General features: G+C 60.6%; 12 protein-coding genes. 7 read left to right on the top strand and 5 right to left on the bottom strand.

The window, feature by feature from the left end; all coding sequences use genetic code 11:
• Positions 1 to 75: 75 nt before the first annotated feature.
• Positions 76 to 426 (bottom strand): RidA family protein, encoded by a 351-nt coding sequence (locus FJ426_RS15975; RefSeq protein ID WP_140517162.1) that lies wholly within the window; start codon positions 424 to 426, stop codon positions 76 to 78.
• Between the two features lie 70 nt (positions 427 to 496).
• Positions 497 to 1,843, bottom strand: a complete 1,347-nt coding sequence (locus FJ426_RS15970; protein WP_224655884.1) for an FAD-binding oxidoreductase — start codon at positions 1,841 to 1,843, stop codon at positions 497 to 499.
• A gap of 214 nt (positions 1,844 to 2,057) precedes the next feature.
• Here FJ426_RS15970 and FJ426_RS15965 point away from each other — a divergent pair, with 214 nt between their 5' ends.
• The gene (locus tag FJ426_RS15965; RefSeq protein ID WP_181175287.1) at positions 2,058 to 3,059 is read left to right on the top strand and encodes an ornithine cyclodeaminase family protein; all 1,002 of its coding nucleotides are present in this window, start codon (positions 2,058 to 2,060) and stop codon (positions 3,057 to 3,059) included.
• Positions 3,060 to 3,180: 121 nt separating this feature from the next.
• Positions 3,181 to 4,206 carry an aminotransferase class V-fold PLP-dependent enzyme gene (locus FJ426_RS15960; protein ID WP_246675552.1) on the top strand — a complete coding sequence of 342 codons (1,026 nt, stop codon included), beginning with the start codon at positions 3,181 to 3,183 and terminating at the stop codon, positions 4,204 to 4,206.
• 36 nt (positions 4,207 to 4,242) lie between these two features.
• On the opposite strand, the gene FJ426_RS15955 is transcribed toward FJ426_RS15960, so the two are convergent.
• Both FJ426_RS15955 and FJ426_RS15950 read right to left on the bottom strand, forming a co-directional pair.
• Positions 4,243 to 5,217: a LysR substrate-binding domain-containing protein gene (locus FJ426_RS15955; RefSeq protein WP_140559662.1), complete on the bottom strand. Its 975-nt coding sequence runs from the start codon at positions 5,215 to 5,217 to the stop codon at positions 4,243 to 4,245.
• A gap of 153 nt (positions 5,218 to 5,370) precedes the next feature.
• Positions 5,371 to 6,666, bottom strand: coding sequence for an amidase (locus tag FJ426_RS15950; protein ID WP_181172726.1), 1,296 nt, complete (start codon positions 6,664 to 6,666; stop codon positions 5,371 to 5,373).
• Between the two features lie 557 nt (positions 6,667 to 7,223).
• Here FJ426_RS15950 and FJ426_RS15945 point away from each other — a divergent pair.
• The 5 genes from FJ426_RS15945 to FJ426_RS15925 all read left to right on the top strand — a co-directional run bounded on the left by FJ426_RS15945 (position 7,224) and on the right by FJ426_RS15925 (position 12,710).
• Entirely contained in the window at positions 7,224 to 8,009 is a 786-nt protein-coding gene (locus tag FJ426_RS15945; RefSeq protein ID WP_140495742.1) for a transporter substrate-binding domain-containing protein, read from the top strand.
• A gap of 74 nt (positions 8,010 to 8,083) precedes the next feature.
• On the top strand, positions 8,084 to 8,809 hold the full coding sequence (locus tag FJ426_RS15940) for an ABC transporter permease subunit (protein ID WP_140559664.1): 726 nt from the start codon (positions 8,084 to 8,086) through the stop codon (positions 8,807 to 8,809).
• The gene (locus FJ426_RS15935; protein WP_140495744.1) at positions 8,806 to 9,492 is read left to right on the top strand and encodes an ABC transporter permease subunit; all 687 of its coding nucleotides are present in this window, start codon (positions 8,806 to 8,808) and stop codon (positions 9,490 to 9,492) included. Before FJ426_RS15940 ends, FJ426_RS15935 begins: the two co-directional genes overlap by 4 nt.
• 542 nt (positions 9,493 to 10,034) lie before the next feature.
• A complete protein-coding gene (locus tag FJ426_RS15930; RefSeq protein WP_140729650.1) occupies positions 10,035 to 11,198 on the top strand; it encodes a helix-turn-helix domain-containing protein in 1,164 nt (387 codons plus the stop codon).
• 255 nt (positions 11,199 to 11,453) lie between these two features.
• Positions 11,454 to 12,710 carry an integrase arm-type DNA-binding domain-containing protein gene (locus tag FJ426_RS15925; protein WP_140825297.1) on the top strand — a complete coding sequence of 419 codons (1,257 nt, stop codon included), beginning with the start codon at positions 11,454 to 11,456 and terminating at the stop codon, positions 12,708 to 12,710.
• Here the strand turns inward: FJ426_RS15925 and FJ426_RS15920 are convergent.
• Entirely contained in the window at positions 12,707 to 13,288 is a 582-nt protein-coding gene (locus FJ426_RS15920) for a hypothetical protein (RefSeq protein WP_140825296.1), read from the bottom strand. The genes FJ426_RS15925 and FJ426_RS15920 overlap by 4 nt on opposite strands.
• Between the last annotated feature and the right edge of the window lie 12 nt (positions 13,289 to 13,300).

Genomic DNA, 13,300 nt, shown 5'->3' with positions numbered 1-13,300 from the left:
CGCGAAGGCCGGTGCGCAAGCATGTCCCTGACGAATCTGATTGGACTCGCTGGCCTGGACGTGGCGGGCGACGTGTCAAATCGCTGCGGTAAGCTGGATCTCGACACGGATCTCGGGCAAGGCGAAGCTCGCCCCGACCGTGGCGCGTGCCGGGGGCTCCACGCCGTCGAGCCATGTGACCCAAGCCTTGTTCATCGCGTCGAAGTCTTCGACATCCCTCAACCAGATCTGCGCGAACAGCAGCTTCGATCTATCCGAACCGACGCTCGCCAGAAGGCGATCCGCCTTTTCCAATATCTCCTTCGTCTGGTCAGACGTGCCGGTTTTCTTGTCATCGGCCGTCAAGCCCGAGAGATAGGCCGTGCCGTTGTGAACGACGATACGGCTAAGCCGTTCGTTCTTGTCGAATCGTTCGATGTTCCCCATGGCGGAGGCCCCTGGTTGCGTTGGTCAAAAGCAGGCCGCCGTACGCAATCCAGCGGTCTGCTGAGCGGGATCAGACGTGCGCGACAGCGGAGCGCTGGGCGTGGGCCTGGAAGAAGCGTTGCGGACGAAACGTTTCCATTTCGTCATGGATTTTGCCGCGCACGACTTCGTCGGCGACCACCTTGCCCAATTGCGGGCCGATGGTCACACCACTGTGCGTTACGGCCATGTAGTGGCCGACGATATCCGGCATGGCGCCGGCACAGGTGTAGCCGTCCTCCGGGAACGGCCGGACCGTCGTGCGAATGGCTTCCACACCTGCGTCGCGGAGCGAAGACAGGACCTTGGTCGCCGCATCCAGGAGCGTCGCCGCCTCGTTCCCGGCAGGGCTGAGCACCTCCGGCTTCTCCAGGGTCATGTCCACCGAGACCTTATGGATCATGATGCGGCCCGCTCCGTCGGGACGGATATCCAGATCGTCGGCATGCAGCTGGCTGCGGAGCGTCAAGGCCACCGGCGGGGTGAAGGCGAGCACGCCTATGGTCGAGGAAAGTGGAATACCCTGGGCATCGCCGAGCCTCTCACTAGACCAGCCGCCGGTGCAGCTCACGACGGCATCCGCAGGGTGTCGGTCTCCGTTCGCCGTCCGAACTGCCCGTACGCGCCCGCTTTCGGTCTCGATCTCGGTCACGCGGGAACCGAGTCTGACCTGTGCTCCCCAGCGCTCCTTCGCCGCCCGCAAAAGCCAGGCCGAGTAGAGCACCGGATCGACCCAGCCTTCTTCCGGATAGTAGGAGATTGGACAATCGCCGAAGGCAGAGACATCGATATCGGGCTCCATCTCGGCGACGCGCTTCTTCTCGATCCACTCGACGCCGTAGCCCCATTCCTTCATCTGCCTGAAGTTCTCGAAATAATCGTCCATCGACTCCGGCACTGTTCGCCAATCGAAACTGCCGGTCTGGGTGAACCAGGGAGCGACGCCGAAGTCGCGCTTGAGTTCAAGATGGGCGCGCATTCCCGAGACGTTCAGATCGAAATACGGCCGGGGCTGCTTGGTCGTCGCATTTGTCCAGGCAAAGCTTACCGCCGACGTGCCGCCTGCTATCCGTCCGGCCTCCAGCACGACGACGCTTGCTCCCGCCTTGGCGCATTCATAGGCGGCGGAACTGCCGACGATACCGGAACCAATGACCACGACACGCATAAAGATGACCTCCAAAAATTCCCGGGCTAATGACGTCATCCGATACGAGTAATCTCTGAAAGACGAATCGATGCAAATGCCGCTATATCGTTGAGAGATGTTGCTGGAGTTCTTGACAGTACTGCTGACGCCGCTCTTCTTAATTCGATCGGCGCCTGCGATGTGTTTGCAACCCCGCACAACATCCTCGGATGCCTGAAAACATTGCAATGGGTGCCAACTGCGGTCAATTGAACTGGTCGCTGCCGTTCATGGCCAAAAGTTATGAACCAATGTCCCAGCCATCTGCGGCTGCCCAGGTCGGCCCATTAGCCCGCACGGGCAACTTCTCGTGCGAAGTTATCAAATTCGGGCGCAACCGTTTGCGAGAGCAATGCTACGCTTATCGGCGCATCGGGGATCGCGGAATGGAAGAGACTGCACGGTGAGTGGCGAGCCGGAATTCCTCCTGATCGACAAGAACGCGATCCGGGACATTTTGAGCCTATCCCTGGCTCTTGAAGCGACCGAGGCCGCACTGCGCAAAACATCGAGCGGCATGGCGCGCCAGCAGATCAGGCGCACACTTGAGCTGCCGGGTGCGGCCGGGAGTTGTCTGTCGCTTATGTATGCTGCGCTGGATGACCGGCCGCTGTTCGGGGGGAAGGTGCTTTCCGTGTTTCCTGACAATTTCGCGCATGGGTTCGCGTCTCATCGCGGCGGTGTCTTCCTGTTCGACAAGGATCATGGACGGCCTGTAGCCTTGATCGACGGGGGAGAGCTTACGGCTTGGCGGACCGCGGCGGCCAGTGCTGTCGCGACGAGGGCACTTTCGCGCGAAGACAGCACCACGCTGACACTGTTCGGATATGGCGAGCAAGCGCGCCGGCATGTCGCGGCTATTGCGGACGTCCGGCCGATCCATGCGATCCATGTTTGGGGTCGCGACTTTGCAAAGGCGCAGCACTTCGCCGAGGAGCAGTCAGCCGCCGGATTCCAGGCGAAGGCACATCGCGACCCTGGCGAGGCCGTTCGCGAGGCCGACATCATCTGCACCACGACATCTTCCGAAAAGCCGGTGCTGTGCGGCGAATGGCTTCCGCCTGGTGTCCATATCAATGCGGTCGGGGCGAGCGTCGCTTCATGCCGCGAGCTCGACCTCGACTGTGTGCGCAGAGCGCAGATCTGGGTCGACTACCTGCCTATGGCGCTGACGGCCGCGGGAGAACTGATCGAGGCGATTGAAACCGGCGTGATCGGCGTCGATCATATCCGTGGCGAGGTCGGCGACGTGCTGGCAGGTGCGAAACCCGGCCGCACTGGCGACGATCAGATCACGCTTTTCCGGTCTCTCGGCGTTCCCGCGCAAGACATCGAGCTTGCCAATCTTGTCTATATCTCCGCCCGCAACGCCGGACTCGGCACCTCAATTGATTTCAGGTTGTGATGCCATGCTGAGCTGCCAACGAGATCTCTTCTCCATTCCCCGCGAGACAGCTTATCTGGATGTCGCATACATGTCTCCGATCCCGACCGCCGCCGTCGCGGCCGGCGAGGCCGGCGTCAGGGTGAAAGCCGAACCCTGGAAAATGACCATCGCCTCTTATTACGACGAGGTGGAAGAGGCGCGGCAGCTCGCCGCATCAATGGTGGGCGCCGATGCCGATGAGATCGCCATTGTGGCCGCCACCAGCTATGGCATGGCTATCGCAGCCGCCAACGTTTTGGTTGCGGCAGGTTCGGCCATCCTTCTGATGGAGAACGAACACACCTCGCACAGATATGTCTGGTATGACCTCGCGCAACGCGCCGGCGCCTGCGTTGATATCGTCCCGCAACCAGCCGACGGCGACTGGACCAGCGCGATCGTATCGGCAATCCAAGACTCGAGCCGTCCCATCGCGGTCGTTGCGGGGACGCTGGTGCATTGGTTCGAGGGCGTGGCGATCGACCTGGAGGCGGTGGCCGCCGCCACACGGGCAGCGGGCGCCAGTCTTGTCGTTGACGGAACCCAGTGGGTTGGCGCGATACCCTTCGATGTCCGGCGCGTCCGACCGGACTTTCTCGTCTTTGCCACCTACAAGTTCCTTCTGGGGCCATATCGCCTCGCATTCCTTTACGCCGACCGGCGTTGGCACACAGAGGGGCGCACTCTGGAGCATCATTCATGGAACCGGATGGGCGGGGACAAATCGGACTTCTACAAGGTGGCCGTGGCCGAGTTTCTTCCCGGCGCGCGGCGGTTCGACATGGGGGAACGCTCCGATTTCGCGGTCCTGCCCATCGCAATCGCCGCAATGAAGCTCATCCGCGGCTGGACCGTCGGGCGCGTGTTTGAGCGCCTGCGTCACCTTAATGAGCTTGTCTGGGCGCAGGCGGAAAGCAGAGGGCTGCCGGTCGCGCGTCCGCGACACCCAACGCCCCATATCGCGATCCTCGACATAGGGGGCCGTCTCGCGCCGAATGCGGCACAAGAGCTGAAGCGGGCTGACGTGCACGTCACGCTGCGCGGCACGAAGATGCGCGTGTCGCCGCATGTCTACAATGACGAAGCCGATATCGGCCGCCTGTTCGAATGCCTGCCGCTCCGCTAGAGGCTTTCAGCGGTGAATGGAAACAGTTCTGTCGGCCTAGCGGCGAGGACCCAGGGCGGTGATTCCTGCCTCTACGCCGTTCATAAAGCTTCGCGTCGTCTGGATGAGATGCTCGGTGAAGGCGTCCGTCGCCGTCGATGCAATGACACCCCAAGGCCGGTAGACGCTGAGGTTCAGATCGAGACGTGGCCGGAAATCCCTGATCTCGATCGGCAGGTCGCGTGCCAGCCACGCCGAAAGCCTGTCGACGACGCTCACGCCCGCCCCGGAAGCGACAAGGGCGATGCACGCACTGGACAGGCTGGCCTCTACCTTCAACAGACGTCCCACTCCGCGTTCTTCGCACAAGGCATCGAGCTGCTGCCGCATCGGATCGGCAGAGCCCATCGAGATGAAGTCGAGACCGTCGAGATCTTCCGCCTGCACCACGTCGAGCTCGGCCAGACGGTGACCCGCCGGCATGACGCAAACCGGTGGGGTCGCTGTCAGCGCTCGCCTGACGATTGAAGAATTCTTGTCCGATGCCGTTACGCCTATTCCGATGTCGAGCTGATTGCGGCTCGCCCGCTGCACCACCGTGGCGGAGCTGCGGATATCCAGGGAAATCGACACGGATGGATGCTGTTTTGAGAAGCTCGTGATGATGGACGGCAGCAGCGTGGACCCGAAGGCCGGGAGCGCGCAGATGTTCAACCTGCCACTTCGCAACTCGCGTATCTCCCTCGCGGCGCGCGAGATGCCGCGCGCGGACTCGAAAACGCGCTTCACCTCGGCATAGAGCATGTGCGCTTCAGGTGTGGGGATCAGCCGCTGCCGGCTTTTCCTGAACAGCTGGAAATCCGCCTTCTCGCTGAGTTGCTGGAGCATCTTGCTGACAGCCGGCTGCGTGATGTCAAGTGCGTCGGCCGCCTTGGTGGTTGTTCCATGCAGCATGACCGAAGCGAAGACCTCGATCTCGCGAGGCGTAAACTCTGCCTCCTTCGTGACGGTGTCCTTTTCGCCAAATTTCATGCCCGCTTACCTTGCCAGGCAGCTGGATCGCTGTGCCGAAACAGCGAGCTGCGAGCGCCAAGATTAATGGGAAGGGTCGGATGTTCCAAGAGGCGCGCGAAGGAAGTTTATTCCTGGAGGTTATGAACTTTCAGCGATTTGGCGGAACTGATTTCAGTTGCTTGTCAACATTTCGGCGAGATCGAGCAAACCGGCGTCCTGACCCGGACCTGCGGCCAGTTGCACCGACACCGGAAGCCCGTCAGGAACCGGCAAAGGAATAGCCAACGCCGGCATGCCAAGCATATTTGCCCAGCGGCGGAAGCGGCCGCCGGCCATTCCCCACGGCACCATTTCCCCATTCACCTCGGTGAGTTCGTCGGAAAGCCGCGGCGCCGATCCAGGCGCCGTAGGGATGGCAAGAGCGTCCAGGCCCGCGATTTTCTCCAGAAACCGGCCTCGCACGCCGTTACGGATTTCGATGGCGCTATCATAGGCGCCGGCATGGATGCGAATGCCGCCCTGCAGGAATAAGTGAACCGCGTCGCCGACCATGTCCGGCTTCTGCTCGATTGCATTGCGGTAGATTCGCGCGAACTCACATTGGAGGATTGTCAGTCCCGCGGCAACGAACGCCTCCCTGTCGTCGAAGGTGATCTCGACCGTGCGCACTTCAGGACGATCGAGCATGGTAGCCAACGCGATATCGACTGACGTGTCGACGTGAGCGCCAAGCAGTTCGGGGCAGATGCCGATCGTGATGCCCGTTGTCGTTTTGCTGCCCCCGCTTGCCGACGGGGCGAGCCGTTTTCCGGCAAGCGCCTCGGTCATCAGGCGAACGTCCCTGACCGAGCGTGCAAGAACGCCGATGCAGTCCAGCGAAGGCGCTATGCTCATGACGCCCTGTACGGCGATCAGATCATTCGTCGGCTTGTAACCGAACAAGCCGGTTGCAGCAGCCGGGGATCGGTTTGACCCGCCGCTGTCCGTGCCAACCGCTGCCAGGCAAAAATCGGCCGCGACCGCTGCGGCCGACCCGCTGCTCGTGCCACCTGTCCCACGGTCCGGATCAAGCGGGTTGGCGACCTTGCCGAACCAAGGGTTGTCATGACCGCCGACGCACAGTTCGTGCAGGTTCGTCTTGCCGATGATGATGGCGCCGGCCGCCTGAAGATTGGCAATGCATGTTGCCGTTTCCGTCGCGACGTGGTCCCGAAACAACCGGGAGCCAGCCGTTGTCGGCCAATCCTCGACGTCGATAACGTCTTTGACCGCGATCGGCACGCCATGCAGCGGACCGCGCCTGTGACCGGATCTGATTTCGCGCGTGGCCTGAAGCGCGGCGTCCAGCGCATCAGCTTCGGCCACGAATATCATCGCCTTGATGTGTTCATTCAGCTCCTGGATGCGCTCGAGGCAGCCCTCCATGATTTCCACGGGCGAGAGGCCGGCAGCGATCTTTTCGCTCATCTCCTCGATGGACCGGCAAGGGCTGCTATTCATGTGACCACCTTAGAGCGAACGGGCCGCGGGCCGACTGCATTGCGGCCGGCCATCCCGGAACCGGCCGACGATGCCACATCAGAAATTTGGTGGACAGTCGCGAGCTTATTCCCGTGGACGCGGGACTATCGCTGAAAACTCATAGTCGCGATCAATGGCGGCGTCGTGAACCGTTCAATTCAGCCCTGTCCTCGCACGCGCGAATCAACGAGCGGCGATCGTTTGCCGGTCGCCGGACTGCGTCACTCGAAGGGGCTATCGCTGTCATAACTATTGGTGATGAACCGCACGGCAGGGGGCATTAGATCGAGATCATTTGAACTGTTAGCGTTTTCAAACACCGCCCTGAAAGAAGGTCGACTGAGCCGAATGGCCAAGTTCGCATCGCCGACATCCGAACCAGTCCACGATGCTCGATGCTGCCGGCTGGCCACGGGCCGACGTCGAAAGATCGGCAGATGCCCGGCTACCAGCATCATCATTGCGGAAGATACAAATCCACATAAACAAAAAGGGGAACAATCATGAAAAAGCTTGCACTCGCCTTGTCACTGATCGTGGCGGTATTTGGCGCCGCCAATTCATCGTCGGCGGCCGACGATGTCATCCGTTTCGGTGTCGCCGCGGAGCCATACCCGCCTTTCTCCGTCAAGGATGCCAGCGGCACCTGGCAAGGCTGGGAAATCGACCTGATGAATGCCGTTTGCAAAGAGATGAAGGCGAAATGTGAGATCGTCGATATCGCCTGGGACGGCATCATTCCCGCGCTGTTGGCCAAGAAGTTCGACGTCATCTGGAGCTCGATGTCGATCACGGACAAGCGCAAGGAGGTGATCGATTTCACCGACAAGTACTACTATTCGCCCAACGTGCTTGTCGGCGCCAAGGCGGATACGCGGCAGTTCGACGTGACCAAGCCGGAGACATTCAAGGGGATTGCGGTCGCGGCACAGAGTGCCAGCCTGCAGGCGACCTACATGCAGGATAAGTTCAACGGCATTGCCGAAGTGAAGATCTATCCAACACTCGATGACGAAATCGCGGACATCCAGGCCGGACGCGTGGATCTCATGGCTGCGGCAGGCATCCAGATCCAGGATTTCTTGAAGAAGCCGGAGGGCCAAGCTTATGAAATCAAGGTGACGCTGCCGCATGAGAAAATGTTTGGATACGGCGACGGCGGCGGCCTGCGCAAGGAAGACACCGCTCTGAGGGACCGCCTCAATGCAGCACTCAAGGCGGTGCGCGCCAGCGGCGAGTACGAGACGATCACCAAGCGCTATTTCGATTTCAACATTTACGGCGATTGATCATCTGGTTCAGGCCCGGGGGACGGCCGGCCCGGGGCGGCCGTCGCCATCTTCATTGAACTGGAACGCGCTGTATGAACTCGACCGTGTCTTGGGCAACCCTGCTCAGCTTCGGGGACAAGGGCTGGGGCGACGAATTGCTTCTTGGCGCTTGCCTGAGCCTTGGAATTTCGATCAGCGCCTATCTCGTGGGCCTGACCCTCGGCCTCATGGGTGCGGTGGCCAAGATCTCGAAGAACCGCGTGGCGGTCTCCGCAGCCGTTGCCTATACGACAATCATCCGGTCCGTACCGGACATTCTCATCATATTCCTCGTCTACTATACCGCGACGGACGCGTTGCGCTGGGCCGTGAGCCTGGCGGGACTGACTTCCGAATTCCAGGTCAATGGGTTTGTCGCCGCGACCCTGTCGCTTGGGATCGTTCAAGGCGGCTACAGCACGGAGGTCCTGCGCGGCGCGATCGTGGCCATCCCGCGAGGTCAGGTCGAGGCAGCCCATGCACTCGGTCTGACACGGCGCCAGACCTTCTTCCTGGTGACCGTGCCGCAAATGGTCCCCCTGGCCTTGCCGGGGCTTGGCAATTTGTGGCTGGTCGTCTTGAAGGAAAGCTCACTGGTCAGCCTGATCGGTTTTACCGAGCTCGTTCTCGCCGGCAAGATGGCTGCCGGCGCGACACGCGATTACTTCATGTTTTATTGCGCGATCGCGTTCGTGTTCCTCGCCATGTCGGGCATATCGGCGATGCTTTTCCATGCCCTCGAAACAGCCACCGTCCGTGGCGGGAGGCGGCTAGCGTGACTGAGTTTGGAGCCTACCTTGCCAATCAGCTTCTGGCCGGCGTCCAGGTCACCATAATCCTGTTCCTCGGCTGTGCGGTGGTCGGCAATTTGCTTGCCATCCCGGTTGCACTGGCCCGGTTATCCAACAGCAAATGGCTGCGATATCCTGCGGTTGCGTTTATCCTCGCGTTCCGGGGGACCCCGCTCCTGGTCCAGCTTTACCTCTGCTACTTCGGTATCGGCCAAATTCTCTCGGGGATCCCCTCGATCCGCTACAGCCCGCTCTGGCCCATTTTGCGAGGCGCGGACTTCTATGCGTTTTTTACCCTTTCCCTGAACACCGCGGCCTACTGTGGCGAGATTTGGAGAGGGGCGATACAGGCCATTCCAGAAGGGCAGCGTGAGGCCGGCCAATCGCTTGGCCTGTCGAAAACACGGATCATGATTTCCGTCCTTCTCCCGCAGGCTTTCAGGTTGGCTTTGCCGGCGATCGGCGGCCAGAATATCCTGCTTTTGAAGGGGACCGCACTGGCGTCGACGATCACGGTGTTCGAACTCATGGGTGCGGCGAACCTCGTTCGCGCGCAGACATTTCGGGTCTACGAGCCTCTGTTCGCCGCCGCGCTAGGATATTTCCTGCTGGCGGCATTGATCACTATCGGCTTTGGTTTCTTCGAGAGACGGCTTGCTCGACGACATTGAGCGGAACGGATCGGCATATCGAGCCGCTGCGTGGAAGGCGACGTGACCTTCAGGCACGCCGAATTCGACATAGGATCGCGCCGCCTCGATGACCTCGCCAAATCCCATTTTGCGAGCAGCGGCTATCTCGTCGCGGAACTGATCCCACGCTGTCGGGGCAGTTGGCGCGCTTGACCGCGTCGGACAAAAAACTTCTCGGCCCCTGCATGAACCCCAGGGTATTTCTTGAGGGCCTCCTGGTCAGTGGCGCCAAGCGGGCACGAGGTGTTCTCGCGTGCCCAAAATAACCCGAAGTTCTCCAGGGATTTTGCGCCTGTAGCGCCATCCGGCTTTGCCGCGTTTCTGAATGTGGTTCACGCCGATCGTCATAGCCCAGTGTACCCCGCAGTGTACCTCTGGGAGGCGAAACCCTTGCAGTGCTTGGGTTTAAAGACATTTCTGGTGCCCTTCCCGAGAGATGGTGACAGTTCATTCCGGATAGATGGGTTACACTTTCGGCCCTTTGCAAGGAGAGCAAGGTGCCTTGGAAGGAGTGTAACGTCATGGAAGAGCGGCTGAAGTTCGTCGCCCGGCTGCTGGACGGTGAGAAGATGGCCGTGCTTTGCCGAGAGTTCGATATCTCGCGCAAGACCGGCTACAAGATCCTCGCGCGCTACAACGGTAGCGGCCTGGAGGGGCTGACGGATCGATCGCGTCGGCCCTATCGCCACGCCAATCAGCTTCCGTTTCAAATCGAGAAGCTGATTGTGCGCCTCAAGCAAGACAAGCCGACATGGGGCGCGCCGAAGATACGCGAGCGGCTGGCCCGGCTGTATCCGGATGTGCACCGGCCGGCGATCTCGACGGTGCACGCCGTGCTCGATCGCCACGGCCTGGTCGAGCACCGCAAGCGCAGGCGAAACCGGGCGACGGGGACACCGCTTTCAAACGGCTGTCGCCCCAACGATCTGTGGTGTGCCGACTACAAGGGCGAGTTCATGCTCGCCGATCGGCGCTATTGCTATCCGTTGACGATCACCGACTTTGCCAGCCGCTATCTCATCGCCTGCGAGGCGCTCTCGACCACCAAGGAAGCCTATGCCTTCACCGTGTTCGAAAGCGTTTTCAAAGAGTTCGGCCTCCCCAGCGCGATCAGGACCGACAATGGCGTTCCCTTCGCCAGCCCCAATGCGCTGTTCAACCTCAGCAAGCTGTCGGTCTGGTGGCTGCGCCTGGGCATCGACATCGAGCGCATCAAGCCGGGCTGCCCGCAGCAGAACGGGCGTCATGAGCGCATGCACCTCACCCTGAAGAAGGAAACCACCAAACCGGCTGGTGCCAATTTCCTTCAACAGCAGGCCAGGTTCGATGACTTCATCGATGAGTTCAACTCAGAACGCCCGCACCAGGCGCTCGACATGGACTACCCGGCGGAGCGCTACGCGCCCTCAACGCGTCCCTATGCCGGCCTACCAGACCTCGACTATCCGTTTCACGACAAGGCCCTCACCGTCACCACCTGCGGCCGCATCTGCTATAACAGAAAGAAGATCAACCTCAGCCTTGTCTTTGCCGGCCAGATCGTCGGCATCAAACAGGTCGAGGACCATATCTGGCTGGCTAGCTTCATGGACTACGATTTGGGATATTTCGATGATGAGACATGCAGGCTCGAACCACTCCAAAACCCCTTCGGGCCAAAAGTGTTACCCATGTCTCCGGTATAAACCGTAACCTATGTGTCCGGAACGGACCTGGATTAAGTGGCTCCCCGGGCCGGATTCGAACCAGCGACCAACCGGTTAACAGGTTTTGCCGCTCGCTCTTGGCTGATTCTGGGTGAGAACAGTTGATATCTGAAAACCCTACAATTCCTTTGCTCGTGCGGCTCAAATCGTCCTAACAATGTGCACCCATTCTCAGCCAAGCTCATGGTTTTGCGTACCTAGAGCAGCGGCTAGGTACGCAAGCGAGGACGCGAATTGCCCAAGGAAAAGCTGACGGATCGCTTCGTTGCCACAGTGAAGGCCGAAGCACAGACGGATTACTTCGACACACTTGAGCCCGGCTTGGCACTGCGCGTAAGCCCGACGCGCAAGACGTGGTCGCTCATGTACACCAGGCCGGGAAGCCGCCAACGGGTGCGCGTGACGCTCGGCGAATATTCCGAAGAGTTCGGTGTAGGCAAAGCCCGGAAACGCGCACGGGAGATGAAAGCCGATGTCGCGGACGGCAAAGACCCGAAGACCGTGAAAGAGGCAGCCGCGGCTGCTGCGGCCTCAGCGCTGACGATGTCGGAACTCGTGGAAGATTATATCGCCCGCCGTGTGGTCGGCCTGCGTAGCGCGGATGAGGTGACGCGGCGGCTGCGGCGCAACATCCTGGACCCGGTGCACGGACTTGGCGCGGTGTTAGTCCCAAACCTTCACAGACGCGATATCGTGAAAGCGCTCGACGCAGTTGAGGATCGCGGCGCCAAAACTGAAGCCTCTCGATGCTTTGAAGATGTCCGGGCGGTGGTTCGTTGGGCGGTGGGCCGGGGCGTTATCGATCGCGACGTTACCTTCGGCATGAAGGCTCCACAGCGCAACAACGTGCGCGACCGTGTCCTGAACGCTGCTGAAATCAAAAATGTGTTTGAGGCGCTACCGACTGCCGGCATGCGCGACGGGGTTGAAGACGTTGTCCGATTGCTGTTCGAGACCGCTTGCCGCGTCAGCGAGATTGCCGCGATCCATGTCCGTGAACTCGACTTTGTCGGGGATATGATTTGCCTGCCGCCTGACAGGGTCAAGAACGGCTTGGCGCACGAAGTACCTATGACAGGGACAGCAAAGGCTATTCTAAAGCGCCTGGCCGAAGGCAAGAAGGGCTACCTGTTCCCTGTCGGCGAAGATGGTTGCCTTCGTGGCGATGTCGTCGCCAACGAGCTGGCAAAGGCGCAGAAGGGGACAGAGGCGGGCAAGGGGCGACGCCAAAGGGACGCAACCATGCCGGTGGCCGGTTGGACTGCTCACGACGTCCGGCGCACCTGGGCGACCCTTGCGAGCAAGCTAGGGGTTCCTCCCCATGTGATTGCGGCTTCGCTCAATCACCAGTCTGTTAATTCCAGCGTCACGTTCGCACACTATGTCCGAAACGACTTCATGCCGGAACGGCGCGAAGCTCATAAGCTGGTGTCGGCGCACATCGCAGGGATAGTAGGGCAGGGCGCCAAGGTGCTACCGCTTAAGGCCTAGAACGGGATTTCGTCGTCTAGGTCGCGTCCTGACGTCTTGGGTGTTGGGGGAGTGGCCGGCTCCGGTTTTACCGGCCATTCCGGCGCTTGCAGCTTCGCAGCTCTCAGCGCCTCCTGCATCGCCTGGCCGGCGCCGAAATAGTTCTCGTGTCTTTTAGCCTCATGAAGCGAGATGAAATCCTCGATACGGGGCCACAGGACGTCAACGTAGAACTGCTGAAGCACTCGGCAACCGCGATTTGTATAGAAGAATGGCCAGTGCTCCTTGGCGAAGGCCAGGCGCCGCTCTTCCTCGTAGGTCGGGAAAAGTTCGGGAACGTCTGCAACGCGCAAGGTGCGCACTCCCTCGCTCACGCTCCACAACGCCTGCCAAGTGAGGTCTGGTTCGAACTGGCCTCCTCGCGGGATCGTCTCAGCCCCGGCGACCGTTGCCACGGCCCTTTCGACCACAGTCGTGATGTTCTGCCCGCGTAGCCGCGAGACGAATTCCAGCATGAACTTGGTCTTTAGATCCAGGCGAATCGTCAACGTCTGGCTTTTCGCGTCCGCCTTGCTGGCGCGCCTCTGCTCATCAGCCATATTCATACCCCT

Origin of the sequence: Mesorhizobium sp. B2-6-4, from assembly GCF_006441495.1 — a bacterium.
In the GTDB taxonomy this organism is placed as follows: Bacteria; Pseudomonadota; Alphaproteobacteria; order Rhizobiales; family Rhizobiaceae; genus Mesorhizobium.
This window is presented reverse-complemented; position numbering and strand designations above follow the sequence as displayed.